Annotated in this window: 26 protein-coding genes and 1 riboswitch; of the genes, 9 read left to right on the plus strand and 17 right to left on the minus strand. The window is 68.8% G+C overall.

What is annotated here, in order from left to right:
- Nucleotides 1-30: 30 nt before the first annotated feature.
- The 14 genes from EBL84_RS14890 to EBL84_RS14955 form a co-directional block, all read right to left on the minus strand.
- Nucleotides 31-516: a CvpA family protein gene (locus EBL84_RS14890; RefSeq protein ID WP_123141536.1), complete on the minus strand. Its 486-nt coding sequence runs from the start codon at nucleotides 514-516 to the stop codon at nucleotides 31-33.
- 13 nt (nucleotides 517-529) lie between these two features.
- Entirely contained in the window at nucleotides 530-1,135 is a 606-nt protein-coding gene (locus tag EBL84_RS14895) for an SPOR domain-containing protein (RefSeq protein ID WP_123141537.1), read from the minus strand.
- 105 nt (nucleotides 1,136-1,240) lie between these two features.
- The gene (gene folC, locus EBL84_RS14900; protein ID WP_123141538.1) at nucleotides 1,241-2,515 is read right to left on the minus strand and encodes a bifunctional tetrahydrofolate synthase/dihydrofolate synthase; all 1,275 of its coding nucleotides are present in this window, start codon (nucleotides 2,513-2,515) and stop codon (nucleotides 1,241-1,243) included.
- A 2-nt stretch (nucleotides 2,516-2,517) separates the two neighbouring features.
- Nucleotides 2,518-3,423, minus strand: a complete 906-nt coding sequence (accD, locus tag EBL84_RS14905; RefSeq protein WP_123141539.1) for an acetyl-CoA carboxylase, carboxyltransferase subunit beta — start codon at nucleotides 3,421-3,423, stop codon at nucleotides 2,518-2,520.
- Entirely contained in the window at nucleotides 3,420-4,262 is an 843-nt protein-coding gene (gene trpA, locus EBL84_RS14910; protein WP_123141540.1) for a tryptophan synthase subunit alpha, read from the minus strand. The genes accD and trpA overlap by 4 nt, the downstream gene beginning before the upstream one ends.
- On the minus strand, nucleotides 4,259-5,509 hold the full coding sequence (gene trpB / locus EBL84_RS14915; protein ID WP_123141541.1) for a tryptophan synthase subunit beta: 1,251 nt from the start codon (nucleotides 5,507-5,509) through the stop codon (nucleotides 4,259-4,261). The genes trpA and trpB overlap by 4 nt, the downstream gene beginning before the upstream one ends.
- Nucleotides 5,490-6,119 carry a phosphoribosylanthranilate isomerase gene (locus EBL84_RS14920; RefSeq protein ID WP_123141559.1) on the minus strand — a complete coding sequence of 210 codons (630 nt, stop codon included), beginning with the start codon at nucleotides 6,117-6,119 and terminating at the stop codon, nucleotides 5,490-5,492. Before EBL84_RS14920 ends, trpB begins: the two co-directional genes overlap by 20 nt.
- A 23-nt stretch (nucleotides 6,120-6,142) precedes the next feature.
- Nucleotides 6,143-6,925, minus strand: a complete 783-nt coding sequence (gene truA / locus EBL84_RS14925; protein ID WP_123141542.1) for a tRNA pseudouridine(38-40) synthase TruA — start codon at nucleotides 6,923-6,925, stop codon at nucleotides 6,143-6,145.
- A 111-nt stretch (nucleotides 6,926-7,036) separates the two neighbouring features.
- Nucleotides 7,037-9,604, minus strand: coding sequence for a FimV/HubP family polar landmark protein (locus EBL84_RS14930; RefSeq protein ID WP_123141543.1), 2,568 nt, complete (start codon nucleotides 9,602-9,604; stop codon nucleotides 7,037-7,039).
- 130 nt (nucleotides 9,605-9,734) lie between these two features.
- Nucleotides 9,735-10,859, minus strand: coding sequence for an aspartate-semialdehyde dehydrogenase (gene asd / locus EBL84_RS14935; RefSeq protein WP_123141544.1), 1,125 nt, complete (start codon nucleotides 10,857-10,859; stop codon nucleotides 9,735-9,737).
- Between the two features lie 99 nt (nucleotides 10,860-10,958).
- Nucleotides 10,959-12,038 carry a 3-isopropylmalate dehydrogenase gene (leuB, locus tag EBL84_RS14940; RefSeq protein WP_062275706.1) on the minus strand — a complete coding sequence of 360 codons (1,080 nt, stop codon included), beginning with the start codon at nucleotides 12,036-12,038 and terminating at the stop codon, nucleotides 10,959-10,961.
- A gap of 85 nt (nucleotides 12,039-12,123) precedes the next feature.
- Nucleotides 12,124-12,762 carry a 3-isopropylmalate dehydratase small subunit gene (gene leuD, locus EBL84_RS14945; RefSeq protein WP_123141545.1) on the minus strand — a complete coding sequence of 213 codons (639 nt, stop codon included), beginning with the start codon at nucleotides 12,760-12,762 and terminating at the stop codon, nucleotides 12,124-12,126.
- Complete coding sequence (gene leuC, locus EBL84_RS14950; RefSeq protein ID WP_123141546.1) at nucleotides 12,762-14,165, minus strand: 3-isopropylmalate dehydratase large subunit; 1,404 nt, start codon at nucleotides 14,163-14,165, stop codon at nucleotides 12,762-12,764. The genes leuD and leuC overlap by 1 nt, the downstream gene beginning before the upstream one ends.
- A gap of 69 nt (nucleotides 14,166-14,234) precedes the next feature.
- Nucleotides 14,235-15,164 (minus strand): metallophosphoesterase, encoded by a 930-nt coding sequence (locus EBL84_RS14955; protein WP_123141547.1) that lies wholly within the window; start codon nucleotides 15,162-15,164, stop codon nucleotides 14,235-14,237.
- 89 nt (nucleotides 15,165-15,253) lie between these two features.
- On the opposite strand from EBL84_RS14955, the gene EBL84_RS14960 reads away from it, so the two are divergent.
- From EBL84_RS14960 to EBL84_RS14990, 7 genes are all read left to right on the plus strand, one after another.
- Entirely contained in the window at nucleotides 15,254-16,243 is a 990-nt protein-coding gene (locus tag EBL84_RS14960) for a serine/threonine protein kinase (protein WP_123141548.1), read from the plus strand.
- Entirely contained in the window at nucleotides 16,231-16,665 is a 435-nt protein-coding gene (locus EBL84_RS14965; RefSeq protein ID WP_123141549.1) for a YchJ family protein, read from the plus strand. The genes EBL84_RS14960 and EBL84_RS14965 overlap by 13 nt, the downstream gene beginning before the upstream one ends.
- Before the next feature lie 60 nt (nucleotides 16,666-16,725).
- Nucleotides 16,726-17,031: a DUF4342 domain-containing protein gene (locus tag EBL84_RS14970; RefSeq protein ID WP_062275694.1), complete on the plus strand. Its 306-nt coding sequence runs from the start codon at nucleotides 16,726-16,728 to the stop codon at nucleotides 17,029-17,031.
- A 72-nt stretch (nucleotides 17,032-17,103) separates the two neighbouring features.
- Complete coding sequence (locus tag EBL84_RS14975; protein WP_123141550.1) at nucleotides 17,104-17,283, plus strand: hypothetical protein; 180 nt, start codon at nucleotides 17,104-17,106, stop codon at nucleotides 17,281-17,283.
- A gap of 126 nt (nucleotides 17,284-17,409) precedes the next feature.
- Entirely contained in the window at nucleotides 17,410-18,633 is a 1,224-nt protein-coding gene (locus EBL84_RS14980) for an HD-GYP domain-containing protein (RefSeq protein ID WP_123141551.1), read from the plus strand.
- Nucleotides 18,634-18,682: 49 nt separating this feature from the next.
- Nucleotides 18,683-19,903 (plus strand): HD-GYP domain-containing protein, encoded by a 1,221-nt coding sequence (locus EBL84_RS14985; protein ID WP_123141552.1) that lies wholly within the window; start codon nucleotides 18,683-18,685, stop codon nucleotides 19,901-19,903.
- A 26-nt stretch (nucleotides 19,904-19,929) separates the two neighbouring features.
- A complete protein-coding gene (locus EBL84_RS14990) occupies nucleotides 19,930-21,348 on the plus strand; it encodes a DUF4139 domain-containing protein (protein WP_123141553.1) in 1,419 nt (472 codons plus the stop codon).
- Nucleotides 21,349-21,715: 367 nt separating this feature from the next.
- Here EBL84_RS14990 and EBL84_RS14995 read toward each other — a convergent pair whose 3' ends face one another.
- Nucleotides 21,716-22,063, minus strand: a complete 348-nt coding sequence (locus EBL84_RS14995) for a TusE/DsrC/DsvC family sulfur relay protein (protein WP_123141554.1) — start codon at nucleotides 22,061-22,063, stop codon at nucleotides 21,716-21,718.
- Between the two features lie 261 nt (nucleotides 22,064-22,324).
- Nucleotides 22,325-22,495: riboswitch (yybP-ykoY riboswitch) on the plus strand.
- A 95-nt stretch (nucleotides 22,496-22,590) separates the two neighbouring features.
- Here EBL84_RS14995 and EBL84_RS15000 point away from each other — a divergent pair.
- The gene (locus tag EBL84_RS15000) at nucleotides 22,591-23,187 is read left to right on the plus strand and encodes a TMEM165/GDT1 family protein (protein WP_123141555.1); all 597 of its coding nucleotides are present in this window, start codon (nucleotides 22,591-22,593) and stop codon (nucleotides 23,185-23,187) included.
- A gap of 5 nt (nucleotides 23,188-23,192) precedes the next feature.
- On the opposite strand, the gene EBL84_RS15005 is transcribed toward EBL84_RS15000, so the two are convergent.
- Together EBL84_RS15005 and EBL84_RS15010 are read right to left on the minus strand one after the other, a co-directional pair.
- Nucleotides 23,193-24,464 carry a D-amino acid dehydrogenase gene (locus EBL84_RS15005; protein ID WP_123141556.1) on the minus strand — a complete coding sequence of 424 codons (1,272 nt, stop codon included), beginning with the start codon at nucleotides 24,462-24,464 and terminating at the stop codon, nucleotides 23,193-23,195.
- A gap of 135 nt (nucleotides 24,465-24,599) precedes the next feature.
- Nucleotides 24,600-25,265, minus strand: coding sequence for a PhoU domain-containing protein (locus EBL84_RS15010; RefSeq protein ID WP_123141557.1), 666 nt, complete (start codon nucleotides 25,263-25,265; stop codon nucleotides 24,600-24,602).
- Between the two features lie 131 nt (nucleotides 25,266-25,396).
- On the opposite strand from EBL84_RS15010, the gene EBL84_RS15015 reads away from it, so the two are divergent.
- The gene (locus EBL84_RS15015; protein ID WP_123141558.1) at nucleotides 25,397-25,777 is read left to right on the plus strand and encodes a DnaJ family domain-containing protein; all 381 of its coding nucleotides are present in this window, start codon (nucleotides 25,397-25,399) and stop codon (nucleotides 25,775-25,777) included.
- The last annotated feature ends 498 nt before the right edge of the window (nucleotides 25,778-26,275 follow it).

The following is a 26,275-nucleotide window of genomic DNA, read 5'->3' on the forward strand; positions in this document are numbered from 1 at the left end:
GCGACTGGCGGCTGGTAGCTGGTCCCGCCCTCACCCGAAGCGGGCGCCGAGCGAGGCCGGCAGGCGCTCGAGGATACGCTGGGCGATGCCCTCGAGGCCGCCGATCAGGCTCGAATCCTGCCACCAGGCAGATTCTGGCAATGGGGTCAGGGCGGCGAGGAATACCGCGAACGCCACGATCAGCACCCCGCGCAGCGTGCCGAACACCAGCCCCAGCAGACGATCCGGCAGCGCCAGGCCGACCCTCTCGGTGAGGCGCCCGAGGATGGCGCCGAGCACCGCGCCGGGCAGCAGCACCACGACCAGCAAGAGCGCGAAGGCCAGCGCCAGGGCGAGGGCCGGCTGTGCGACCCAGTCGGCGAGTACCGCGGCGAATGCGCGGTGCTGGGTCCAGGCGAACAGCAGGGCGATGACCCAGGCGCCGAGCGAGAACGACTCGCGGATCAGGCCCCGGGCGAGGCCGATCAAGGCCGAGAACAGCACCAGGCCGAGCAACGCCAGGTCGACCCCGGTCATCGCCGATGCGGCCTCAGGGGTAGCGCTGAATCAGGGTCTCGAGCCCCTGGCGATCGCGCAGCATGGTCGCGGCGCGCTCGGCATCGACACGATCGATCTCGGGACCGACGCGGACGCGGTAGTAGCGCTTGCCGTTGACCTCGGCCTGTTCGACGAAGGCCGAGTAGCCGGCGGCGCGCAACCGCGCCTCGAGCTCGGCGGCGCCGGCGGCGGTACCGAGGCTGGCGACCTGCACCACCCAGGAGGGCAACTGCGTGGCCGGCGCCTGCTGCTGACGCAGCTCTGGACGGGGCTGGACGCTCGGCGCAGGCTCGGGCTGCGGGCGGGACTGGCGCATCGGCTCCGGCTCCGGCACAGACTCCCGCGGCGTCTGGAAGGCAGCCTGAGGTTGGACCTGGGGCAGCGGCCTCGGCGCGATGACCTCGTCCACGTCCTCGTCGGGTGCCAGATAGGACTCGGAGCGGAAGCGATCGGCAAAGGGCGGCTGCTCGGGGATCGCGGCGGGGATCGGCTCGGGCGGGGTCAGCGGTGGTTGCTCGAAGAGCATGGGCACGAAGATCACCACCAGCGCGACGATTACCACCGCCCCTGTCAATCGTCTCTTGGCACCTTCACGCATGACACTTCACCCACGATAGCGAACGCAGCCGTCCGGCTGCGTGATGACTCGAATGGCACTCCCGGCCGAGGAGCGGGCCGGGACGCCCGCCCTGGCGAGAGTATATCAGCCGTGCCCGAGCACCCGCAGCGCCGCCCCGACGGTGGTGAAGGATCCACACACCAGCACGCAGTCCTCGCCCTCGCTGGCGGCATCGGCGCGCGCCAGCGCCTCCGCCGGATCGGCGCAGAGGCTACAGTCCTCGGCGGCGAGTCCGGCCGCACCCAGACGCGCGCGCAGCGTCTCGCGCGCCATGGCGCGGGCATCGTCGGTCTCGGTCAGGTACCAGTGCGTGACCTGATCGGCGAGCGCCGCAAACAGCGCCTCCGGCTCCTTGTCGGCGAGCATCGCCAACACCACCCGCACCGCCAGACCACGACTGGCGAAGGCGCGCAGATTGGTGGCCAACGCGGCGGCGGCCTGGGCGTTGTGGGCGACATCGAGGATATGGCTCGGCGTCCCCGGCAACACCTGGAAGCGCCCCGGCAGGCGGGCGCGCCCGAGCCCCTGACGCAAGGCGTTGCGCGGGATCGGCAGGCGCTCGCGCAGGGCATCGAGTGCGGTGATCGCCGCGGCGGCGTTGTCGCGCTGGAACTCGCCGCGCATCGCCGGCAACGGCAGCGCGTGACGGCGACCATCGGGGCCCTGCCACTCCCAGCCGGCCTCGGCGCCGTGACGGTCGAACTCCACACCCAGCTGCAGCGGACGCGCGCCGCAGCCGAGCGCGGCCTCGCGCAGCGCCGCCGGCGCGTCGCGCTGACCGATCACCGCGGCGCGAGCGGGACGGAAGATCCCCGCCTTCTCGCGGGCGATGTCATCGAGACTCTCGCCCAGCCAATCGGTATGGTCGAGCCCGATCGAGGTCACCACGGCGACATCGGCATCGATCAGGTTGACCGCATCGAGCCGTCCGCCGAGCCCGACCTCGAGCACCACCAGATCGAGCCCGGCGCGCGCGAAGAGATCGAGCGCGGCCAGGGTGGCGAACTCGAAATAGGTCAGCGAGATCTCGCCCCGGGCCTGGTCGATACGGTCGAAGGCGCCGATCAGCGCGGCGTCGTCAACCGGCTCGCCGTCGATGCGGATACGCTCGTTGTAGTGCACCAGATGCGGCGAGCCGTAGGTGCCGCAGCGATAACCGGCGGCCAGCGCGGTGGCCTCGAGCATGGCCACGCAGGAGCCCTTGCCGTTGGTGCCGGCGACGGAGATCACCGGGCAGGCGAAGCGACCGTGCTCGAGACGCCGCCACACCGCGCGGACCCGATCGAGCCCAAGCTCCATCGTCCGCGGGTGCAGCGCGGCCTGCCAGTCGAGCCAGGCCTCAAGGGTGTCGAAGCGCATCGTCAGACCGGCACCACGGTACGGCAGTAGCGCGGCCGGTGGCCGAGGATCGCCAGCAGGTCGGCGAGCCGCTCGCGCAGATCGCGACGATCGAGGATCATGTCGATCGCCCCCTTCTCGAGCAGGAACTCGCTGCGCTGGAAGCCCTCGGGGAGCTTCTCGTGCACGGTCTGTTCGATCACCCGCGGTCCGGCAAAGCCGATCAGCGCGCCGGGCTCGGCGATGTTGATGTCGCCGAGCATCGCCAGACTGGCCGAGACGCCGCCCATGGTCGGGTCGGTGAGCACCGAGACGAAGGGCAGTCCACGCTCGCGCATGCGCCCGAGCGCCGCGCTGGTCTTGGCCATCTGCATCAACGAGAACAGGCTCTCCTGCATCCGCGCGCCGCCACTGGCGGAGAAGCAGACATAGGGCGAGGACTGCTCGATCGCCGCCTCCACGCCGCGCACAAAGCGCTCGCCGACCACCGAGCCCATGGAACCGCCCATGAACTTGAACTCGAAGGCGCTGGCCACGATCGGCTCGCCCTTGAGCTCGCCGCGCATGGTGATCAGCGCCTCTTTCTCGCTGCTCTGCTTCTGCGCCTGGGCGACGCGATCCTTGTACTTCTTCAGGTCCTTGAACTTGAGCGGATCGAGCGACTCGAGCTCGGCGCCGATCTCCTCACGCGAGTCGGGGTCGAGAAAGGCCTCGAGACGCTTGCGCGCGGTGAGACGGTTGTGATGGTTGCACTTGGGACAGACCTCGAGATTGCGCTCGAGCTCGGCACGATAGAGGATCGCCTGACAGCCCGGACACTTGGCCCAGACGCCTTCGGGCACGGCGCGCTTGTTGCTCGCCTCGGTGCGGATGCGGCTGGTGACCAGTTTCTCGAACCAGCTTTTGCTCTTGTCGACTGCCTGCTTCACGATGTTACCTGCTCGGGTCGGTTGGCGGCCGCGTCGGCAGCGTCGATGGCGCCACGCAGCTCGGCGATGAAGTCCCCAATGGTCGGCGCAATCGCCTCGGGCGTCTCGGCCAGCGCCTCGATCTGCTTGACGATGGCGCTGCCGACGATCACCGCGTCGGCAACGGCGGCCACCCGCGCGGCGGTCTCGCCGTCCTTGATGCCGAAGCCGACACCAACCGGCAGCGGGATGCGCGCGCGGATGGTCTCGACCTTGGCGGCCACCTCGTCGACATCGAGGTTGGCCGCCCCGGTCACACCCTTGACCGAGACGTAGTAGACAAAGCCCGAGGCGACCTCGCCGATGCGCGAGATCCGCCGCTCGGTCGAGGTCGGCGCCAGCAGATACACCAGATCGACCGATTCGGTCCGCAGCGCCTGGACCAGCTCATGCCCCTCCTCCGGGGGCACGTCGACGATCAGCGCGCCGTCGAGCCCGGCCGCGGCGGCGGCGCGGGCGAAGCGCCCGTAGCCCATCACCTCGATCGGGTTGAGATAGCCCATGGCCACCACCGGGGTATCGGCATCACGCTCGCGGAACTGGCGCACCATCTCCAGCACCTCGCTGAGCGAGACACCGCGCGCGAGGGCGCGCTCGGTGGCGCGTTGGATCACCGGGCCGTCGGCGATGGGGTCGGAGAACGGCACCCCCAGTTCGATCAGGTCGGCGCCGGCTGCGACCATCGCATGCATCAGCTCGACGGTGGTCTCGGGACGCGGGTCGCCGGCGGTGATGAAGGGGATCAGCGCGGTACGATGCGCCGCGCGCAGCTGTTCGAAACGTGTCGAGATCCGGCTCATAGCGTCAACCCATCGAGTTTGGCGACCGTGTGCATGTCCTTGTCCCCGCGCCCGGAGAGGTTCACCAGGATGCTCTGATCGGAGCGCATCCCGGGAGCGATCTTCTGCACATAGGCCAGCGCATGGCTGGACTCGAGCGCGGGGATGATGCCCTCGGTGCGGGTGAGGTGGTGGAAGGCGTCGATCACCTCGGCATCGGTGACCGCGTCATAGCTGACACGGCCGCAGTCCTTGAGCCAGGCGTGCTCGGGGCCGACACCGGGATAGTCGAGCCCGGCCGAGATCGAGTGGGTCTCGATGATCTGGCCGTCGGCGTCCTCCATCAGATAGGTGCGGTTGCCGTGCAGCACCCCGGGGGTGCCGGCGCACAGCGGCGCGGCGTGACGGCCGGTGGCGATACCCTCGCCGCCGGCCTCGACCCCATAGATCGCCACCGAGGTGTCGCCGAGGAAGGGGTGGAACAGCCCGATGGCGTTGGAGCCGCCGCCGACACAGGCGACCAGGGCATCGGGCAGGCGCCCGGTACGCTCGAGCATCTGTGCCCGCGCCTCGCGACCGATCACCGTCTGGAAATCGCGCACCATCGCCGGATAGGGGTGTGGCCCGGCGACCGTGCCGATGATGTAGAAGGTGTTGTCGATGTTGGTGACCCAGTCGCGCATCGCCTCGTTCATCGCGTCCTTGAGGGTGCGCGAGCCGGACTTGACCGGCACCACCTCGGCGCCGAGCAGACGCATGCGATAGACGTTGGCCTCCTGGCGGGCGACGTCGACCTCACCCATGTAGACCACGCACTCGAGCCCGAGCCGCGCGGCGACCGTGGCGGTGGCCACGCCGTGCTGACCGGCGCCGGTCTCGGCGATGATCCGGGTCTTGCCCATGCGCCGCGCCAGCAGCGCCTGGCCGATGGTGTTGTTGACCTTGTGCGCGCCGGTGTGATTGAGGTCCTCGCGCTTGAGATAGATCTGCGCGCCGCCGAGCTCGCGGCTCCAGCGCTTGGCGTGATAGAGCGCCGAGGGGCGACCGACATAGTCGCGCAGATCGGCGTCGAGTTCGGCGAGGAACTCGGGATCCTCGCGAAACCGCTCATAGGCCTCGCGCAACTCGTCGAGCGCATAGACCAGCGTCTCGGGCACGAAGGTACCGCCATAGGGCCCGAAGTGACCATCGGCGTCGGGCAGGTCGTAGTGCCCCTGGCTGGCGGCCCGCTGGCTCAGCGGACGCGTGCTATCGGCATCTGTCGCCATCTCTTACCCCTGTCATGAAGGCGGAAATCTTTGCGTGATCCTTGACCCCTTTCGACGCCTCGACGCCACCACTGACGTCGACGCCGAAGGGCCGCACCGCGGCGATCGCCGCGGCGACGTTGTCCGGTGCGAGACCACCGGCGAGCACGATCTCGCCGCGCAGCGCCTGCGGGATCCGCGCCCAGTCGAAACGCTCCCCGGTGCCCCCGGCGACCCCGGCGCGATAGGTATCGAGCAACAGCCCGGCGCCGCCGGCATAGCGCGCGCGCACCGCCTCGAGCACGATACCCGGGCGCATCCGCACCGCCTTGATCCAGCGCCGCCCGAAGGCCGCGCAATACTCGGGCGACTCCTCGCCGTGGAACTGCAGCAGCTCCAGCGGCACCTGGCGCAGGGTCTCGCGCACCCGCTCGGGGTCGGCGTCGACGAACAAGCCCACGGCGGTGACGAAGGGCGGCAACCGCTCGCACAGTGAGCGCGCCTGCGCGATGGAGACGGCGCGCGGGCTGTCGGGATGGAACACCAGCCCGACGGCGTCGGCGCCGGCGGCGGCCGCCGCGTCGATGTCCGCCGCGCGGGTCAGCCCACAGATCTTAACCCGGGTCCTGATCATGGCGTAAACCTCCCGGGGCCTCAGTCCGCCGCCAGCCGCTGCAACGGCGTGCGATACACCGCCTGCGGCAGGGCGAAGTGTTCGGGATAGTCGGCGCGCACGAAAAACAGCCCCTGGGGCGGTGCGGTGACGCCACCGCGGGTACGATCGCAGACCTCCAGCAGTTCGCGGGTCCAACCGACCTCGGCCTCACCGCGACCGATCGCCACCAGCACCCCGGCGATGTTGCGCACCATGTGATGGAGGAAGCCGTTGGCACCGATACGCAGGACCACCAGATCGTCCTCGGCGTCGACCTCGAGATAGTGCACCCGGCGCACCGGGCTCTTGGCTTGGCAGGCCACGGCGCGGAAGCTCGAGAAGTCGTGCTCGCCGACCAGCGCGCGCGCGGCCTCGCGCATCCGCGCCAGGTCAAGGGCGTCGTGGACCCAGACGGCACGGTTGCGCGCGAGCGGCGAGCGGGTGCGACGCACCTGCAGCTGATAGCGATAGTGGCGCGCCACCGCGCTGAAACGCGCATGGAAATCGCCCTCGACCCGGTGCGCCCAACGCACCGCCACGTCGGGCGGCAGGTTGACGTTGGTGCCGAGCACCCAGGAGCGCTCGCTGCGCGAGGCGGTGGTGTCGAAGTGCACCACCTGCTCGAAGGCATGGACGCCAGTATCGGTGCGCCCGGCGCACTGTACGCCGAGCGGATGATCGGCGACCCGCGAGATCGCCGCCTCGAGGCATTGTTGCACGGTGCGCACCCCGACCTGGGTCTGCCAGCCGTGGAAGTCAGAGCCGTCGTACTCGACGCCCATCACGATTCGTCCAGGCGTCACGCCGGTCTCTCTCCTGTGAATGGCTGCAGGGACACGGACGTGTCCCACCCCCGCCGCGCGGGGGCGATCGATCGTTTCATGCGCGCCCCGTCACCCCAGCTTGTCGAGGAGTTGACGAGCCTCCTGGCGCTGGTCCTCGCGGCCGTCGGCGATCACCTCTTCGAGGATCCCGCGCGCGGCTTCCTTGTCGTCCATGTCGAGATAGGCACGGGCGAGATCGAGCTTGGTGGCGTTCTCGTCCCACAGCCCGGAGTCCATCTCCCACTGCGAGAGCAGGAACTCGCTGGGGTCGGTATCGGCCACCGGCTTGACCTCGCCCCCGCCCGCGGGACGGGCAGAGGACTCGGGCGCGAGCGGCTGGGGCGTGCTCTGCGGCGCCAGGTCGGTATCGGAGAAGCCGTCGAGATCCTCCAGGGTCAGCATCAGCTCGGAGTCGTCGGCGGCGGACTTCGAGGCCGCGCCGGGATCGAGCGACGCCTCGGGGGCGGATGGACGCGAGGCCGCAATCCGCTCGCCACCGGCGCCATCGCCACGGGCGGGGGGCGGTGTCTTGGCCGCCGCAGGCTCCTCGAGATCGGTGTCGTCGAACAGCAGCGGCAGATCGAAGTCATCGTCCCTGGCCTCGGGCTCGGGCCGGGGCTTGTCCTCGGAGGGTGCGGGCGCCGGATCGGCGACATCCTCGAGATGCAGGGAGATCGACTCCTGCGAGGCCGATGGCAGGTCGAGCCCCGCCGCTTCGACATCGCCAACCGGCGGTGGCGCGGCCTCTGCACCGCTGCCGGCGGCAAGGGCCGAGTGCATCTCGAGCAGACGCTGCCACCCCGTCGGATCGATGCGCTTGCCATCGGCGGCGCGACCGTCCTCGAGCAACGCCTCCAGGGCCGCGACATCGCGCGTGGCGAAGTACGCCTCGGCGAGCTTGAGCCGCAGATCCATCCGCTCCGGCGCGGCATCGAGTTCGCCGCGCAACAGCCGCACCGCCTCGTCATAGCGACCATAGGCGATATAGATATCGGCCTCGGAGAGCGGATCGGCCTCGTCGAGGGTCGAGTCGAACTGGGTGAGCGAGGAGAAGGGCGAGCCCGAGGCATCCTCGTCGGCCAGGGCCGACAGCTCCGCCGCCTCGCTGATCCGGGTGTCCTGCTCGGCGGTGCGACGCGCCGGCACGTCGAGCGGCTCGAACTCGGACTCGATATCCAGGGTCGAGACCAGCTCGGTGTCCTCACGCTGGCGCCGGCGTGAGGACCACCAGGAAAAGCCGATCAGCCCGAGCGCGGCGATCGCGGCGAATCCGGCCAGCGGCAACAGCAGCGCGTGCCAGAGCGAGTCGGACGCCTCGGGCGTCGGCTCGACGACTGGCTGTGGCGGCTGGCGCGGCGACTTGCTCGGCGCCGGCTCGCTGACGGTGGACGCCTCCCGCTCGCTCACCACGGGCGCGGGCGTCTCGCTCGCTGCGGGCTCGGTCACGGATTCGGGCGCGGCAACGACCGAAGGGGCCATCGGCTCGGCGGCGGCCGTCGAGTCGCCATCGTCCACCGCCGTCGTGGCCGCCGTCTGCAGCCGCACCACCTCGGCATTGCGGGCGCGCAGCAACTCCTTGATCTCGACGAGCTGGGATTCGAGCTCGCGGATGTGCGCGCGCAGCTCCAGCGTCTCCTGACGGGCGCTCTCGTGCGCCTGCATCACCGTCATCAGCTCTTGCTCGAGCGCCACCACCTCAGCCGAGCGCGCCGGCGATGAGGTGCCGCCGGGTTGCGCCTCGTCGTCACCACCGGGCATCTCGCCGACCTCGCCGGCGATCCTCAGCCGCGCCGGCTCGGGCGGTGGCGGCGCCAGGGGCGCGCGGTTGACCGACTCGCCCCGCATCGCCGCCTGGAACTCGGTCTGCGCGACCGCCGGATCGAGTGCGAACAGCTCCTCGGCGGAGGGGATGGTCAGGGTCTCGCCGGCGACCAGACGGTTGATGTCACCGCGGATGAAGGCGTCCTGGTTGGCGCGATAGAGCGCCATCGCGGTCTGCGCCAGGCTCGCCCCCTGGGACTTGGACTCGAGCGCGAACTGCCACAGCCCCATCCCCTCGGGGACCGGGCCGACCTGGACGGGGAAGACCGAGGGATCGACGCCCTCGGGCAGCTCGATGGCGGCAGGCGCTGACTGCGGACTCGGCGCGGTCTGTTCGAGGGGCGCGCGCGAGGGCGTCGGCGTACGTGCGGGCCGCTCGGAGACCCGCGGCGCGGTGACTGCCGGGGCACGCGACGGGGTGCTCACCGGCGGGTCGAGGAGCACGGTATAGCCGCGCACCAGCTGACCCTCGGGCCAGGTGGCCGCGACCAGGAAGTCGAGATAGGGCTCGCGGATCGGCTCCCGACTGGTGATCCGGACGATCGGCAGTCCGCCCTCGCTGACCGCGGGTTCGAACTCGAGCTGGGTGAGATAGTGATACCGCTCGAGCCCGGCCCGATTGAAAGCCTCGGCGGGCGCCAGCTCGATGCGTACCGTATCCAGGGTATCCGGGTCGACGTCGATGAGCGCGATGTCGCCCCGGAAGGGCTGGTTCAACGCCGAGTACGTCTGCAGGCCTCCCAGCCCGAGCGCACCCGCGTCGGTCACGACCAGGGTCAGCGCCAGGACCGACGCCAGAGTGAGATTGCGAGACATCGTCCTCCCTCATGCACCTTGTGCAGCGACGATCCGTCGGCCGGATCCCGAGCGACTCCCGACGGGCCGAACGAAATGACTCCCGACTATATCCGATCGGTCGACGCGCACCAAGCAAACATCCTTGATTTCAGGCACCCTGCGCGAGCAGGATCGTGAGCATCCGCCGCAGCGGCTCGGCCGCGCCCCACAGCAGCTGATCGCCGACGGTGAAGGCCGAGAGATAGCGTGGACCGAGGTTCATCTTGCGCAGCCGCCCCACCGGCACCTCGAGCGTCCCGGTGACCGCCGCCGGCGAGAGTTCGCGCATGGTGCGCTCGCGCTCGTTGGGGATCACCCGCGCCCAGGGATTGGCCGCGGCGATCAGGCGCTCGATCTCGTCGAGTTCGAGATCACGCGCGAGCTTGATGGTCAGCGCCTGACTGTGACAGCGCATCGCGCCGATACGCACGCAGATCCCGTCGATCGGCAGCGGCGCGGCGGGGTCGATGCCGAGGATCTTGTTGGTCTCGGCCTGGCCCTTCCACTCCTCGCGGCTCTGACCGTTGTCGAGCTGGGTGTCGATCCAGGGGATCAGGCTGCCGGCGAGCGGTACCCCGAAACTCTCGGTCGGGAAGGCCGAGTCCCGCATCGCCGCGGTCACGCCGCGGTCGATCTCGAGGATCGCCGAGCCGGGATCGGCCAGCTGCGGCGCGACTGACTCGTGCAGCGCATCCATCTGCGCCAGCAGCTCGCGCATGTTGCGTGCACCGGCGCCCGAGGCGGCCTGATAGGTCATGGCGCTGACCCACTCCACCGCGCCGGCGCGGAACAGCCCGCCGATGGCCATCAGCATCAGACTGACGGTGCAGTTGCCGCCGACGAAGTCACGCCGACCGGCGGCGAGCGCCGCGTCGATGACCTCGCGATTGACCGGGTCGAGGACGATGGTCGACTCCGGCGCCATGCGCAGCGCCGAGGCGGCGTCGATCCAGTAGCCGTCCCAGCCGCGCGCACGCAGCTGCGGGTGGACGCGCTTGGTGTAGTCGCCGCCCTGACAGCTGAGGATGACGTCCATCTCCGCCAGCGCGTCGAGCGAATCGGCGTCGCGCAGCGGTTGGGCGCCCCGCCCCACATCGGGACCGGGCTGCCCGGCCTGCGAGGTGGAGAAGAACACCGGCTCGGTGATGTGCGCGAAGTCCCCCTCGGCACGCATCCGCTCCATCAACACGGAGCCCACCATGCCTCGCCAGCCGACGAAACCAACCCGTTGCATTGTTCTCACCCCACAGTCATCTGATCTGGATTCGCCCGCCGGGGCGGCGCGTCGGCATACCGACGCGTTCCGTCCCGACCGGCGTTCGGCGCGATCGGCTCAGGCGCGCAGCGCCGCGACCACCGCATCGCCCATCTCGGCGGTGCCGACCTGGCGCATGCCCTCGGACATGATGTCGCCGGTGCGCAGGCCCTGATCGAGCACCTTGGAGACCGCCGCCTCGATGCGATCGGCCGCCTCGCCCGCGTCGAGCGAGTAGCGCAGCATCATCGCCACCGAGAGGATGGTGGCCAGCGGGTTGGCGATGCCGCGACCGGCGATATCGGGGGCCGAGCCGTGGATCGGCTCGTACATGCCCTGGCCCTCGGCGTTGAGCGAGGCCGAGGGCAGCATGCCGATCGAGCCGGTGAGCATGGCCGCGCAGTCGGAGAGGATGTCGCCGAACATGTTGGTGGTGACCATCACGTCGAACTGCTTGGGCGCGCGCACCAGCTGCATCGAGGCGTTGTCGACATACATGTGCGAGAGTTCGATCTCGGGGTAGTCGGCGGCGGTCTCGATCGCCACCTCGCGCCACATCTCGGTGACCTCGAGCACGTTGGCCTTGTCGACCGAGCACACCCGCTTGCCGCGCTTCATGGCGATGTCGTAGGCAACGCGGCAGATGCGCTTGACCTCCGACTCCTTGTAGCAGAGGGTGTTGTAGCCGTAGCGCTCGCCCGACTCCAGGGTCTCGACGCCGCGCGGCTCACCGAAGTAGATGCCGCCGGTCAGCTCGCGCACGATCATGATGTCGAGCCCGGAGACCACCTCGGACTTGAGGGTGGAGGCGTCGGCCAGCTGCGGGTAGAGGAAGGCCGGGCGCAGGTTGGCAAACAGCCCCAGGCCGGCGCGCAGCCCGAGCAGACCGCGCTCGGGGCGCTTGGAGAAATGCAGCGGTTCCCACTTCGGCCCACCCACGGCGCCGAGCAGCACCGCATCGGAGGCCTTGGCCGCCTCCAGGGTGGCCGCCGGCAGCGGATCGCCGCAGTCGTCATAGGCCGCACCGCCGACCAGGGCCTCTTCCATGGTCACGTCGATCGCGCCCTCGGCCTGCAGCGCGTCGAGCACCTTGATCGCCTCGGCGACGATCTCGGGACCGATACCGTCACCGGCGAGAACCAGAATCTTCTTGCTCAAGGGATTTCTCCGAATACTTGGACGATGGCCGCCCGAACGGCGGCCGTCAGGACCCGCCCGCGCCGCGACGGCGCGGGCGACCGGGTCAGATGAACAGCCAGGGCGCCTCGGCGCGACGGCGCTCCTCGTAGGCGCGGATGGTGTCGACCTCCTGCAGGGTGAGGCCGATGTCGTCGAGCCCCTCGATCAGCCGGTGCTTGTTGCCGGCGTCGATGTCGAAGGCGATGCGGGTGGCGTCATCGAGGATCAGCGTCTGACCGGGCAGGTCGACGGTGATGCGCAGCGCCTCGGGACCGGTCGCCTTGCCGAACAGGGCGTCGATCACCGGGGCCGGCAGCACGATCGGCAGGATGCCGTTCTTGAAACAGTTGTTGAAGAAGATGTCGGCGAAGCTCGGTGCCAGGATCACCCGCAAGCCGAAGTCGGCCAGTGCCCAGGGGGCGTGCTCGCGCGAGGAGCCGCAACCGAAGTTCTCGCGCGCGAGCAGGATCTCGGCGCTGGCGTAACGATCGTCGTTGAGCACGAACTCGGGGTTGAGCGGACGGTTGCTGCAGTCCATCCCCGGCTCGCCGTGATCGAGATAGCGCAGCTCGTCGAACAGATAGGGACCGAAGCCGGCGCGCTGGATGCTCTTGAGGAACTGCTTGGGGATGATCGCGTCGGTGTCGATGTTGGCCCGATCGAGCGGCGCCACCACGCCGGTGAAGTTCTTGAACGCTTCCATCACAGCTCCCTCACGTCGACAAAGTGCCCGGTCACCGCGGCGGCGGCGGCCATGGCGGGACTCACCAGGTGGGTGCGACCACCCTGCCCCTGACGGCCCTCGAAGTTACGGTTGGAGGTCGATGCGCAACGCTCGCCCGGCTCCAGACGGTCGGCGTTCATCGCCAGACACATCGAGCAGCCCGGCTCGCGCCACTCGAACCCGGCCTCGGCGAAGACCTTGTCGAGCCCCTCGGCCTCGGCCTGCTCTTTCACCAGACCCGAGCCCGGCACCACCATCGCCAGCTTGATGCCGGGGGCGACCTTGCGGCCCTTGGCGATCTCGGCGGCGGCGCGCAGATCCTCGATGCGCGAGTTGGTGCAGGAGCCGATGAAGACCTTGTCGGGACGGATGTCGGTAATCGCCATCCCCGCCTCGAGCCCCATGTACTCGAGCGCGCGACGGATGCTGGCGGCCTTGACCGCGTCGGCCTCGGCGGCCGGATCCGGCACCCGGCCGTTGATGTCGAGCACCATCTCGGGCGAGGTGCCCCAGGTGACCTGCGGCGCGATGCTGGCGGCGTCGATCTCCACGACCTCGTCGAACGCGGCGCCCGGATCGGTGACCAGGGTGCGCCAGTGCGCGGCGGCACGCTCGAACAGCTCACCCTCGGGGGCCAGCGGACGCCCGCGCATGAACTCCACGGTCTTCTCGTCGACGCCGATCAGCCCGGCGCGCGCCCCGGCCTCGATGGCCATGTTGCAGACCGTCATGCGCCCTTCCATGGTCAGCGCCTCGATCGCCTCGCCGGCGAACTCGATGACATAGCCGGTGCCACCGGCGGTGCCGATCTTGCCGATCACTGCAAGCACGATGTCCTTGGCGGTGACGCCCTCGCCGAGCTGGCCGTCGACGCGGATCAGCATCGACTTCGACTTGCGCTGGATCAGACACTGGGTGGCCATCACGTGCTCGACCTCGGAGGTGCCGATGCCGAAGGCCAGGGCGCCGAAGGCGCCGTGGGTGGCGGTGTGGGAGTCACCGCAGACAACGGTCGAACCCGGCAGGGTGAAGCCCTGCTCGGGACCGATCACGTGCACCACGCCCTGGCGCTGGTCGGACATCGGGAACTCGCGGATGCCGAACTCGGCGCAGTTGGCGTCGAGGGTCTCGACCTGCAGTCGCGAGACCGGGTCGGCGATGCCCTGGGCACGGCCACTGGTGGGCACGTTGTGATCCGGCACCGCGAGGTTCGCGGTGGTACGCCACGGCTGGCGCCCGGCCAGACGCAGCCCCTCGAAGGCCTGGGGCGAGGTGACCTCGTGGATCAGCTGACGATCGATATAGAGCAGTGCCGTGCCGGTCTCGTCGACGCGCACGACGTGCTCATCCCAGAGTTTGTCGTAGAGGGTCCTGGCGCCCATAGACTCTGTCCTCGGTGCGAACGGTGCGAAAAAGGGAATCCCCTAGAGTAGTCCGCTGAGGGGTAAAACTCAATTCTCACCATCGAGATCACGCCCTTGCGCCCACACCGGCTCGATCTGGAAGGGTTCGTCGGCGATCGGATCGATGGTGATCCAGACCCCACCGATCGAGGGCGACCCCGGCACCTCGACACGTACCAGCCGGTCACCCGCCCCACCCTGCAGCGGTCGATCGTGACGCAGCCGGTGGGTGTCGCCGTGCAGCGCCAGCACCGGCCCGGGAAAGCGCGCCAGGGTCTCGGCGAGGGCCTCGCGCACCCAGCCCAGCGCCCGCGGGGCGCGGCGGCGCTCGAACAGCGGATCGACATGGAAGACCACCACCAGCGCATCGAGTCCCGCCACCCGGGCCGCGTCGGCCGCCTCGCGCAGCAACGCGCGATTGGCCGCGCGCCGCGCCGCCGACTCGGCCTGTGCACGCGGCTCGGCCCGGCGCGCGCCATCGTGACTGCCGACCACGTGCAACACGACGAACATCACCCGACGATGAACGAAGCGGTAGAGTTCGGGATAGTCGGGCGTTGCGGCCCGGGCGCCGAGCTGCCCGAGCCGCAGCACGGCGGGGTCTTCAAAGAAGAGCGCGCGCACCCGCGCGAGCCGCTGCAACGGATCGTGGCCGCCGGCCAGCAGACGATGGCAATCGGTCCATTCGTTGTCGCCCGGGGTGTAGACCACCGGCACCGGCTGTGCCGCGAACAACCCGGCGATCCCCGCCAGCTGGGCGTCGGTGCACGGCTGCGAGCCGCTCTTGATGTCACCGACATGGATCAGAAAGGGGCTGCCCTCGGCAGCGGCATGCGTGAACAGCGCCCGCAACCCGGCCAGCTCGGACCCGCCGTAGGGGAGATCACCGACGGCGAACACCCGCCAGGGCGCGGCACCCGCGGCGAGCGGCAGCCACAGCGCCAGCAGGGTACAGAGCAGTGTCGTACGCATCTTCATCAGGACTCCTCGGGCATGGAACGGCGCAGCAGCGGCTGGATCTCCGATCGTGCTCCCCGGGCGGGCGGCGATCCGCGTAGAATCGTGCCATGGATACAACCGATCCCACACCCTATGCCGACCTCGGCCCCGACCGCATCCTCGATGCCATCGAGTCGGTCGACCTGGTCCCCGACGGGCGCATGCTCGCGCTCAACAGCTACGAAAACCGCGTCTACCAGATCGGTCTCGACGAGACCACGCCGGTGGTGGTCAAGTTCTATCGCCCCGGTCGCTGGAGCGATGCGGCGATCGCCGAGGAACACGACTTCGCCACCGAGCTGGCAGAGCGCGAAATCCCGGCGATCGCGCCGCTGCGTATCAAGGGGGAGACGCTGCACCACTTCGCCGGACACCGCTTCTCGGTCAGCCCGAGACGCGGCGGGCGCGACCCCGAGCTCGACGACCCCGAGGTGCTGGAGTGGGTCGGGCGCTTCATCGGCCGCATCCACGCCGTCGGCGCCACCCGCCCCTTCGCGCACCGCCCGCGACTCGACATCGACGCCTTCGGCACCGGCCCGCGCGTGTTGCTGCTCGATCAAGAGTGGATCCCCGCCGAGCTGCGCGAGACCTACACCGAGGTGAGCGCTAGCGCGCTCGCGGCGGTCGCCGAGTGCTACGCGCGCGCCGGACGGGTACGCGAGATCCGGCTGCACGGCGACTGCCATCGCGGCAACCTGCTGTGGACCGACGCCGGACCGCACTTCGTCGACTTCGACGACGCGCGCAGCGGCCCGGCGGTGCAGGATCTGTGGATGCTGCTCTCGGGAAGCCGTGCCGAGCAGAGCCGACAGCTCGCCGACGTGCTCGCCGGCTACGAGGACTTCTGCGATTTCGACGTGCGCGAGCTGCACCTGGTCGAGGCGCTGCGCACCCTGCGCCTGATCCACCACGCTGCCTGGCTGGCGCGGCGCTGGCAGGACCCGGCCTTTCCCGCCGCCTTCCCCTGGTTCGCCACCACGCACTACTGGGAACAGCACATCGCCCAGCTGCGCGAGCAGCTCCTCGCCATGGAGGCCGGACCACTATGGCCCGCCTGAACACGCCAAGCCCCGTGGTGAAGACGAGCGCCTGCCCCTGCGGCAGCGGCAAGGCGCTCGCGGAGTGCTGCGGGCCTTATCTGGCCGGGGAGGCGCACGCCGAGAGCGCCGAGCGGCTGATGCGCTCGCGCTACACCGCCTTCACCCTGGAGGCGTACGATTATCTGCGCGCCACCTGGCACCCCGAACACTGCCCGAGTGATCTCGGCCCCGACGATCCGCCACCGCGTTGGCTCGGACTGCGCATCCTCGCCAGCAGCGCCGGCGGCCCCGACGACGACCAGGGCACGGTCGAGTTCGTCGCCCGCTACAAGATCGGCGGTCGCGCACATCGGCTGCACGAGCGCAGCCGCTTCATCCGGCTCGAGGGACACTGGGTCTATGTCGACGGAACCTTTCCCGCGACACGCACGACGAACTGAAACACCGCCGGGCATCGCCCGGCCCCGATCATCCAAGCCAGAAACACCGAGGAATCAGACATGAGAGACGATCACCGACGACCGACCCGCGAAGAATTCACGGTCGCCGGCGGCGCGCTGGTCGACAAGATCAAGGAACTGGTGCGCCAGGGCAACGTCAGACGGCTGATCGTGCGCCGCCCCAGCGGCCAGATCCTCACCGACGTCCCGCTCAATGCCGGACTCGGCGTCGCCGCGGCGCTCACCCTGATCGCCCCGGTGCTCACCGCGCTCGGTGCCATCGCCGCACTGCTCGCACAGTTCCGCATCGAGATCGAGCGCGACCCGGGCCAGCCGCGCGGCCCCTACCCCGACGACCGTCGCTAGTCACCCCGCCCCGGCGGCACCGGCCGCGACCGCGGCCGATCATCTGTATCAACGAGAAACCGGAGGTTCACGATGAAGCAGATCAAGCAGACCGAGGACTATGTGATCTACCAGAAGCGCACCGGGCGCTATGCCGTGCGCGACCCACGCGAGAAGCGCTGGATCAACGGCGAGGCCAAGGAGACGATCCTGCGCACCGAGCAGCTCATCCCCGCAACCGGCGCAACACGCCAGACGGAGCGCGCCGACTGACCGCGCCGCGCGCCCCGGGGCGGGACTGCCCGGGGCGCGCGTTTGATCGTATGATGTCCGTCGAACCAGCGAGCAGCAAGATCTCGACGCGCTCGTACCGGCACGACGGACAATCAGCAAGACGGCATGATTAAAAAGATCCGTATCGATCAGCTTCGCCCGGGGATGCACATCCATGATCTCAACTTCGGCTGGACCGATCACCCCTATGTGCGCAACGACTTCCTGATCGAGGACGAACAGTCCCTGGCGCAGGTGCGCAGCCTCGGCATCCGCGAACTCTACATCGACACCGACAAGGGGCTCGACGTCGCCAGCGCACCGAGCCGCCTGGAGGTCGAGGCGGCGCTCGAACGCGAAATGGTCGAGGTCGCCGACAACTCCCCGGACCCCCATCAGCCAACCACCCTCGAGGACGAGCAGGAGCAGGCCCGCAAGGTCCACCGCGAGGCCAACCAGCTGATTCGCGAGCTGATGGAGGACGTACGCCTGGGTCGTCAGATCGACGTCGAGCGCACCGACCCGGTGATCAGTCGCATGGTCGGCTCGATCTTCCGCAACCGCGACGCGCTGCTCGGGCTGACGCGGATCCGCCGCATGGACCGCTACACCTTCGAGCACTCGGTCAACGTCGCCGTGCTGATGACCTCCTTCGCCACCACGATGAAGCTCTCCCCCGAGCTGGTCCACCAGATCGGCGTCGGTGCCCTGCTCCACGACATCGGCAAGACCCTCACCCCCCCCGAGGTGCTCAACAAGCCCGGACGACTGAACGCCGCCGAGGTCGAGATCATACGCGGTCACGTCGTCGACAGCCGCGACATCCTCGCCCGCGCCCCCGGCATTCCACCAGTGGCCCTGGCCGTCGCCGCCGAGCATCATGAGCGCATCGACGGCAACGGCTACCCCGACGGCAAGATCGGCGACCAGATCAGCAGATACGGACGCATGGCGGCGATCGTCGACGTCTACGACGCCATCACCTCCGATCGCGTCTATCACAAGGGCATGGACCCTCACCGGGCGCTACGCAAACTGCTCGAGTGGAGCAGTCATCATCTCGATGCCGGGCTGGTGCAACACTTCATCCGCTGCGTCGGCATCTACCCGGTCGGCACCCTGGTCCGACTCAAGAGCCAGCGCCTCGCGGTGGTGGTCGGTACCGGGCGCAGCGGCGTGCGCCACCCCAAGGTACGTCTGGTGCTCGATATCCAGCGCCGCCGTTATCTTCCACCCGACGAGCTGGACCTGTCCGATCCCGCGATCGAGGCCGAGGAGTCGATCCTCAGCGCCGAGCCGCCCGAACGCTGGGGCATCCGCCCGGAGGACCTGCTGCAGCCCCTGCCATGAACGCTGGCATGCAGTCCGACCTCGCGACGAACAATGGAGACTGTCCACGGTGATCAAGAAGATCGCGATCGACCAGCTGCGCCCCGGCATGCACGTCCATGACCTCAACTTCGGCTGGTCCGACCACCCGCTCGCGCGCAGCGACTTCCTCCTTGAGGATGCGCGCGCGCTGGCGCAGATCCGCAGCCTCGGCATCCGTGAACTCTACATCGACACCGACAAGGGCCTCGACATCGCCGACGCCCGCACCCAGAACGAGGTCGAGCAGGACCTCGAGCAGGAAATGACCCAGGTTGCACTCGCCCAACCGCCCGAGCAACCGCCGACTCCGCTGGCTACCGAACTCAGACGCGCCCGCCCGCTCCAGCGTCAGGCCCTCGAGCTGATCCGTCGCGCCATGGAGCAGACCGGACGGGGCCAACCACCCGAGCTGCCGCCGCTGACCGAGTTGATCGAAGCGCTGATGGACTCGCTCGAGCGCAATCGCGACGCCCTGCTCGGTCTGACCCGGGTCCGACGCATCGGGCGCTACACCCTAGAGCACTCGTTCAACGCCGCAGTCCTCACCATCGCCTTCGCCCGCACCCTCGGACTCGAACGCGCCCATACCGCCGAGATCGCGCTCGGCGCCCTGCTCCACGACATCGGCAAGAGCCTGATCCCGGAGGGGATCGTCAACAAACCAGGCGCACTCACCGATGACGAGCTCGCCCTGGTGCACGCTCATGTGCTGCACGCCCACGAGCTGTTGCGCACCCTCCCCGGCATGCCCGAGGCCGCGCTGAGGCTGATCGCCGAGCACCACGAACGCCTGGACGGCTCGGGCTATCCACGCGGACGGCGCGGACTGGAGATCTCGCGCCAGGGGCGGATGGCGGCGATCATCGATGTCTATGACGCGATCACCGCCGACCGGGTCTACCAGACCGGCCTTGAGCCACACCTGGCGCTGCGCAAGCTGCTCGAGTGGAGCCGTTTCCACTTCGACGCCGACCTGGTCCAGCGCTTCATCCGCTGTCTCGGGATCTATCCGGTCGGCAGCCTGGTGCGACTCGACAGCGGCCTGCTCGGCGTGGTGGTGGGCGGCGGGCGCAAGGGACCCTTGCAGCCCGTGGTTCGGGTGTTCATGAACGCCAACCAGCGCCGCAGCGTGGCGCTGTACGATCTCGATCTCTCCGCCCCCGGGATCGGCGACCGGATCAGCGGTATCGAGTCGCCCGCCCACTGGCGCATGCGCCCCGAGGTGGTCCTGCTCCACACGCTCGGCTAACCCGCCCGTCCACAGGAGACCGCACCATGCCCAACCGCCAGCACCCATTCGCCCGGATCCCGCTCGCGCTCGCCCTCGGCGGCGCGCTCCAGGCCGGCGCCGCCGATGAGTTGCGACTCGACGACAGCGCCCGCGAGGGGCTCGGGGTGACCATCTACAACGAGGACCTGGCGCTGGTACGGGACCGGCGCCGGGTCGAGCTTGCAGCGGGCGAAAACCGCATCGCCTGGCGCAACGTCTCGGCCGAGATCCGCCCGGAGACGGCCCTGCTCTCCGCACCCGAGGGCGGCGGCACACTGCGACTGCTGGAACAGAACTTCGACTACGACCTGCTCACCCCCGAGAGCCTGCTGCAGAAGTACGTCGGACGCGAGATCGAGGTGGTGCGCACCGACGCCGAGGGCGAGCGTACCCGTGAACGTGCCCGGGTGCTGGCGGCCAACGGTGGCGTGGTGCTGCGCTACGACGATCGTATCGAGACCGAGGTGGTCGGCCACCTGATCTATCCCGACGTCCCCACCGACCTGCGCGATCAGCCGACCTTGGTGCTGCATCTCGAGACCGAGGCGGCGGGCGCGCGCGCGCTCGAACTCTCCTATCTCAGCGGCGGGCTGTCCTGGCGGGCCGACTATGTCGCCGAGCTCGACCCCGAGCACAACGATCGCATGACCCTCAACGCCTGGGTCACGCTCGACAATCGTAGCGGCGTGGCCTATCGCGACGCCCGTCTCCAGCTCGTCGCCGGCGAACTCAACCAGGTGCGCGAGCGCGTCAGCGCGATAAAGTCCATACGCTTCGGGGTAAACATGGCCGAGGATGCCATGCCCGCGCGCGAACAGCTCGACGCCTATCATCTCTACACCCTGCCCCGGCGCACCGATCTGCTCAACAACCAGACCAAGCAGGTCGCGCTGTTCGCCGCCGAGGCGATCCCGGTCGAGCGCCTGCTGGTGGTGAACGGACGACAGCTCGGCGCCCGCAACGGCGACGGCTGGAGTCGCCTGCCGGTGCGTACCACCCTGAGCTTCGTCAACGACGCAGCGGGACCGGACATGCCGCTGCCGCGCGGGGTAATCCGAGTCTATGCGCAAGACAGCGACGGACAGGCCCAGTTCGTCGGCGAGGACGCCATCGACCACACGCCCACTGATCAGCGTGTCACCCTGACCCTCGGCGAGAGCTTCGACGTCACCGCCCGGCGCCGCCAGACCGACCTCGAACGGATCGGCGACGACACCGTCGAACTCGGCTTCGAGCTTGAGCTGGCCAACGCCCGGGACACGGCGACGACGGTCGAGGTGCGCGAGCGCATCTCCGGCGACTGGCGCATGCTCGACGAGAGCGCCGACCACACCAAGGCCGCCGCCGACCTCGCGGTGTGGCGTTTGGAGGTGCCCGCCGAGGGACGCACCACCCTGACCTGGCGGATCCGCATCGAGCGCTGAGACAAACCAGCACCCAAGGCAGACGTTGGGTTGCCGAAAACGGCAACCCAACCTACGAAGGCTCGGCGATCAGCGATCAGAAGATTGAACCGCCAAGATACCGTCTTGCCCGTCAATCGCCGATCATGCACACCAACCTCCCCGACTGGAGGCTGGAAGCTGATCGCTGGAAGCTGGTTCGAACCGCCAAGGCGCCAAGAGCGCGAAGATGAAGAAAGGCTTCCAGCCGCCAGCCTCCAGTGAGGGGGCAGGGTTGTCTCGTCGCGTCGCGGTTGACCGCAAACCGACACTGGAGGCTGTTTGCTGAAGGCTGGTCGCTTTCTTCGTGTCCTTTGGGTCTTTGCGGTTCAATCCCCTGGCGGCTGGGTCAAACGTCGAGCATCAGCTTGCGCGGCTTGCGCATCCCGGCGATCTTGCACGCCTGCTGGCCGTAGCCGCGCGGGAACAACCGATAGAGCGCGCGGCGGGTCGCCTGCTCCGCGCCCCAGAGATCGCGCATGTGCGCGAGCACCCGCCGCGCCTCGGGGACCGACTCGGTGCGTTCGAAGCGCTCACGCACGAAGCGCACGATCTCCAGCCGCGAGGCGTCGAGCTCCAGCCCATCCTCGGCCGCAAGCGCCTCGGCGAGCGCCGGCGTCCACATCGCGGGATCGAGCAGATAACCCTCCTCGTCTCGCGCGATCCCCTCCAACAGCCCAGAATCCGAACCCTGCATCTCCCCACCCTCCATCCAACGCCCGAACCCTGGAGATGGGGCCAGAAGAACCCGGACCACAAGGACTCAAGCGAGCGGTCAGCCCCAGCGGCGCTTCGATCCAACCGAAGCCGCAGGGCACGCCGCGCTGGCAACTGATCGCTGCAGCCCTTCGCGCCCTTCGAGGCTTTGCGGTTCAATTCTGCTGGCGGCTGGCGGCTGGCGGCTGGCGGCTGGCGGCTGACTTGACACCCCCACCCCGGGCGGCGAGAATCGCGGCCCACTCCGAGGGGAGTAGTCTCCCGCGCAGCGCGCGGGGCATCCGTCAACAGACTTGGCGATCGCCATGGCGGATGCGGCCCGACGGGCTTGACGAGACCTCGAGCACGAACGCGACGGCCAATGGGCCGGGCGCGCGTCATCGTGTTCGAGTCTTGTGCCTGCGCCCGGCCTCGAGGATCCCATCCGATGTCACCTCCGACGACCACGGCCCAGCGCCGTTCACCGCGCACCGCCACGCCCCAAGCGATCGAGGGGTACGCAGCGGCATGATCGATACCACCATGATCTCGACCGATGGCGGCACACTGTTCGCCACATTCGCGCTGGTCGCACTCGCCGAGATGGGCGACAAGAGCCAGCTGGTGTGCATGGCGCTCGCCGCCCGTCACCGTCACTGGCCGGTGCTGTTCGGCGCACTCGCCGCCTTCCTGTTGCTCAACACCCTGGCGGTGCTGTTCGGCGCCGCGCTCACCCAGTGGATCCCCGACCAGTGGCTGGCCGCAGCGGTCGCACTGCTGTTCGCGACCTTCGGGGTCATCGCGCTACGCACCACCGAGGACGAGATGGAGAGTGACGAGAAGACGGTGCAACGCTCCGGGCACAGCATCCTGGTCGCGACCTTCCTGCTGCTGTTCCTCGCCGAGATGGGCGACAAGACCCAGCTTGCCGTCGCCGGTATGGCCACTACCCTGGCACCGTTGCCGGTGTGGATCGGCGCCAACCTGGCGATGGGCGTGACCGCCGCGCTCGGGGTCTTCGTCGGCTGCCGATTACTCGCACGGCTACCGATCGTACTGGTACATCGCATCTCCGGTGCGTTCTTCCTGGTGCTCGCCGCGGTGGCTGCGACCCAGGTGTTCTGAGCCGCTCAGGCGGCCAGCCAGCCGCCGCGATAGCGCGCCAGGGTCAGACCCTCGGGGTCGATCGCGGCGGCTCGGCCGAGCATCAGATCGGCGATCAGACGCGCCGACCCGCAGCTCAGGGTCCAGCCGAGCGAGCCGTGTCCGATATCGAGATAGAGCCCCGCACAACCGCTCTCGCCCAGGATCGGCGGGCCGTCCGGGGTCATCGGGCGCAGCCCGGCCCAGGGCTCGGCCTGACGCGGATCGGCGGCCTCGGGGAAGAGGTCGACGAGCACCCGCCGCAGGGTCTCCAGGCGTCCGCGTCGTAGCCGCAGGTCCATGCCACAGAGTTCGGCGGTGCCGGCCACCCGCAAGCGGTTGCCCAGCCGGGTCAGCGCGACCTTGTTGGTCTCGTCCATCAAGGTCGAGCGCGGCGCGGCCTCGGGATCGAGCAGCGGCAGGGTGAGCGAATAGCCCTTGACCGGATGGATCGGCGCGCGGATGCCGAGCGGGCGCAACAGCCGCACCGCGTCGAGTCCGGCAGCGAGCAGACAGCGATCGGCGACCAAGGGCCCGGCGTCGGTCTCGACCCCGGTGATCGCACCGTCGCGGACACGCAGCGCCTCGACCCGCACCCCGTAGCGGAACTCGACCCCGAGCCTGGTCGCATGGCCCGCCAATGCCTGGGTGAAGCGCAGACAGTCGCCGGTCTCGTCATCGGGGAAGCGCAGACCACCGGCGAGGCGATCGGCGACCCGGGCGAGCGCGGGCTCGTGACGGACGCAGCCCTCGACATCGAGCAGCTCGCAGCGCAGCCCGCTACGCTCGAGGATGTCGCGATCACGACGTGCCTGATCGAACTGGGCTGCCGAGCGCAGCAGTTGCAGGGTCCCGCCCTGGCCGGCGTCGTAGTCGATCCCGATCTCGGCACGCAACTCGCCCAGAGCGATCCGGCTGTACTCGGCCAGGCGCAGCAACCGCGCCTTGTTGCGGGCATAGTGACGCGCGCTGCAGTTGCCGAGCGTCGCCGCCATGAAACGCAGCATCGCCGCGTCCAACCGTGGTCGCACCCGCAGCGGGGCGTGCGGGGTCAGCAGCCAGCGCAGCGCCTTGAGCGGCAGACCGGGCGCAGCCCAGGGCGCGGCATAGCCGGTCGAGACCTGACCGGCATTGGCATAGCTGGTCTCCAGACCGGAGCCGGTACAGCGCTCGAGCACAGTCACCTCGGCACCGGCGCGGGCAAGTTGATAGGCGGCGGTGGTACCGATCACGCCGCTGCCGATGACCAGAACACGCATCACTCATCCCTCCTTGGGTACCCGGAAATCAGCGTGGTCATACGCTGATCCCGACGCCCAATTGTTGAGGGTCGGGGAGGATTGGCGAGGATCAAGGGGGACAACAGCGGGGATGAGCGGCCTGATCAATCCGGGTCAGTCGAGTACCTCGAGGTTTCCGGTCTCGATATAGACCAACTGCCCGGCAATGTTGGTCGCACGCTCTGCGATCCGTTCGAGATGTTGTGACATCCACAGCAGCGCCACCTGATCGGCCGCACTCGCGGGATCTGCGCGCAATGCCGCGATAATGTCGACATTTATCGAATCCAGGTCGCGATCTATCGCGAAATAAGCTGTTTCTGAAGCATAGGAGATGGCCTTTGCGGCGCCCTGCGAATAGCCATTGAGCACCTCATCGAGCAAGCGTCTGCTGTTCTCGCCCAGATCCAAAAGAGAGGCGAACACCCGGGAATCTGGGTTCCAACCCGGATGTCTCAGCAGCAATCGCCCGAGATCGGCGGCGTGATCGGCGATACGTTCGAGTTCCGAGACCATCTCCAGTGACACGCCAACCAGTCGCAGATCGCGGCCGGCCGGTCGGTGTGCGGCGAGGATCAACAACGCCTCCTGTTCGAGCGCGCGCCGCGCGTCATTGATCTGCTGATCCGCCGCGATCAGGGAGCGCGCTCGCTCCAGATCGCGTGTACGCAAGACCTCGAGCCCCTCGACCACCATCCCGGCAACCCGCTCACCCAGTTCGATCATGGACTCGCGCAGACCATCCCGTCTGTCCTCGATCAGCGATCGTCGATCCAGCATCACCTTACCCCGCCCTTGCCATCTCGTTGCATAGGAGCAATCTACGCCCAGGGCATGACTGGTCGATGACCGCGAGATGACAGCAGCCAAGCTACAATCCCCAGTCGATCAGTCAAGCGAAACCACGACACATGGATCTCATCGATCAAATCGCCGAACGTCATATCGAACGGGCACGAGCGCGAGGAGAACTCGACGACCTGCCCGGCAGCGGCAAACCACTGCCGACAGAAGACCTCGCCATGGTCCCCGAACACCTGCGCGCCGGTTACCGTCTGCTCAAGGGGGCGGGGTTCATCCCGCCAGAGATCGAGACCCTGCGCCAGATCCGCGACACCGAGGCGCTCATCGCCCGAATCGAGGACCCACAGGCACGCGCCGAGGCGGCCAGACGGCTCAGGCTGCTCGAAACCCGACTCAGCGAGGGACGCGGACACGGCCTCAATGCGGTCACCCGGATGCAGTACCAGGATGCGCTGAATCGAGCATTCTCAGATCGTGAGGGGGATTGAAGGCCAGCGGCCAGCGGCCAGCGGCCAGCGGCCAGCGGCCAGCGGCCAGGAGATTGAACCGCAAAGGCGCCAAGGGCGCGAAGGGTTTTGAATGTGGGGGGCGGTCGACGTCCGGCGCACAGCCCCGTCGGTTGGGTTGCCGGCTTTTACCAGCGTCAACGTCTGCTGAGAACGGCGATCGGCGCCGGGACAGGAACCGAACGCTGGCCACGCACTCGCGCACGCCGCGGCGTCAGTCGCACATCCCCGACTCCCCTTGGCGTTCTTTGGGTCTTTGCGGTTCAATCTTTCCGGCTGACGGCTGACGGCTGACGGCTGACGGCTGACGGCTGACGGCTGACGGCTGACGGCTGACGGCTGACGGCTGACGACTGGCGGCTTTTTTCGGCGCACAAAGTAAAACCCCCGAGCACAGGGTGCTCGGGGGTTTTGGGATAAGGTCCTGGCAGTGACCTACTTTCGCATGGGGAGGCCCCACACTATCATCGGCGAGGTCCT

Source organism: Marichromatium sp. AB31 (assembly GCF_003718685.1).
GTDB classification, from domain to species: domain Bacteria; phylum Pseudomonadota; class Gammaproteobacteria; order Chromatiales; family Chromatiaceae; genus Marichromatium; species Marichromatium gracile.

Excerpts from the sequence above, each read along its gene's own strand:
- EBL84_RS14965 (WP_123141549.1), top strand. The coding sequence starts at position 16,231 with ATGGCCCGCCTGAACACGCCAAGCCCCGTGGTGAAGACGAGCGCCTGC.
- EBL84_RS14990 (WP_123141553.1), top strand. The coding sequence starts at position 19,930 with ATGCCCAACCGCCAGCACCCATTCGCCCGGATCCCGCTCGCGCTCGCC.
- EBL84_RS15005 (WP_123141556.1), bottom strand. The coding sequence starts at position 24,464 with ATGCGTGTTCTGGTCATCGGCAGCGGCGTGATCGGTACCACCGCCGCC.
- EBL84_RS14975 (WP_123141550.1), top strand. The coding sequence starts at position 17,104 with ATGAAGCAGATCAAGCAGACCGAGGACTATGTGATCTACCAGAAGCGC.
- EBL84_RS14890 (WP_123141536.1), bottom strand. The coding sequence starts at position 516 with ATGACCGGGGTCGACCTGGCGTTGCTCGGCCTGGTGCTGTTCTCGGCC.
- EBL84_RS14980 (WP_123141551.1), top strand. The coding sequence starts at position 17,410 with ATGATTAAAAAGATCCGTATCGATCAGCTTCGCCCGGGGATGCACATC.
- truA (WP_123141542.1), bottom strand. The coding sequence starts at position 6,925 with ATGGGCGTCGAGTACGACGGCTCTGACTTCCACGGCTGGCAGACCCAG.
- EBL84_RS15000 (WP_123141555.1), top strand. The coding sequence starts at position 22,591 with ATGATCGATACCACCATGATCTCGACCGATGGCGGCACACTGTTCGCC.
- EBL84_RS14930 (WP_123141543.1), bottom strand. The coding sequence starts at position 9,604 with ATGTCTCGCAATCTCACTCTGGCGTCGGTCCTGGCGCTGACCCTGGTC.
- EBL84_RS14960 (WP_123141548.1), top strand. The coding sequence starts at position 15,254 with ATGGATACAACCGATCCCACACCCTATGCCGACCTCGGCCCCGACCGC.
- EBL84_RS15015 (WP_123141558.1), top strand. The coding sequence starts at position 25,397 with ATGGATCTCATCGATCAAATCGCCGAACGTCATATCGAACGGGCACGA.
- EBL84_RS15010 (WP_123141557.1), bottom strand. The coding sequence starts at position 25,265 with ATGCTGGATCGACGATCGCTGATCGAGGACAGACGGGATGGTCTGCGC.
- folC (WP_123141538.1), bottom strand. The coding sequence starts at position 2,515 with ATGCGCTTCGACACCCTTGAGGCCTGGCTCGACTGGCAGGCCGCGCTG.
- trpA (WP_123141540.1), bottom strand. The coding sequence starts at position 4,262 with ATGAGCCGGATCTCGACACGTTTCGAACAGCTGCGCGCGGCGCATCGT.
- EBL84_RS14895 (WP_123141537.1), bottom strand. The coding sequence starts at position 1,135 with ATGCGTGAAGGTGCCAAGAGACGATTGACAGGGGCGGTGGTAATCGTC.
- leuD (WP_123141545.1), bottom strand. The coding sequence starts at position 12,762 with ATGGAAGCGTTCAAGAACTTCACCGGCGTGGTGGCGCCGCTCGATCGG.
- trpB (WP_123141541.1), bottom strand. The coding sequence starts at position 5,509 with ATGGCGACAGATGCCGATAGCACGCGTCCGCTGAGCCAGCGGGCCGCC.
- asd (WP_123141544.1), bottom strand. The coding sequence starts at position 10,859 with ATGCAACGGGTTGGTTTCGTCGGCTGGCGAGGCATGGTGGGCTCCGTG.
- EBL84_RS14995 (WP_123141554.1), bottom strand. The coding sequence starts at position 22,063 with ATGCAGGGTTCGGATTCTGGGCTGTTGGAGGGGATCGCGCGAGACGAG.
- EBL84_RS14970 (WP_062275694.1), top strand. The coding sequence starts at position 16,726 with ATGAGAGACGATCACCGACGACCGACCCGCGAAGAATTCACGGTCGCC.
- EBL84_RS14955 (WP_123141547.1), bottom strand. The coding sequence starts at position 15,164 with ATGAAGATGCGTACGACACTGCTCTGTACCCTGCTGGCGCTGTGGCTG.
- leuC (WP_123141546.1), bottom strand. The coding sequence starts at position 14,165 with ATGGGCGCCAGGACCCTCTACGACAAACTCTGGGATGAGCACGTCGTG.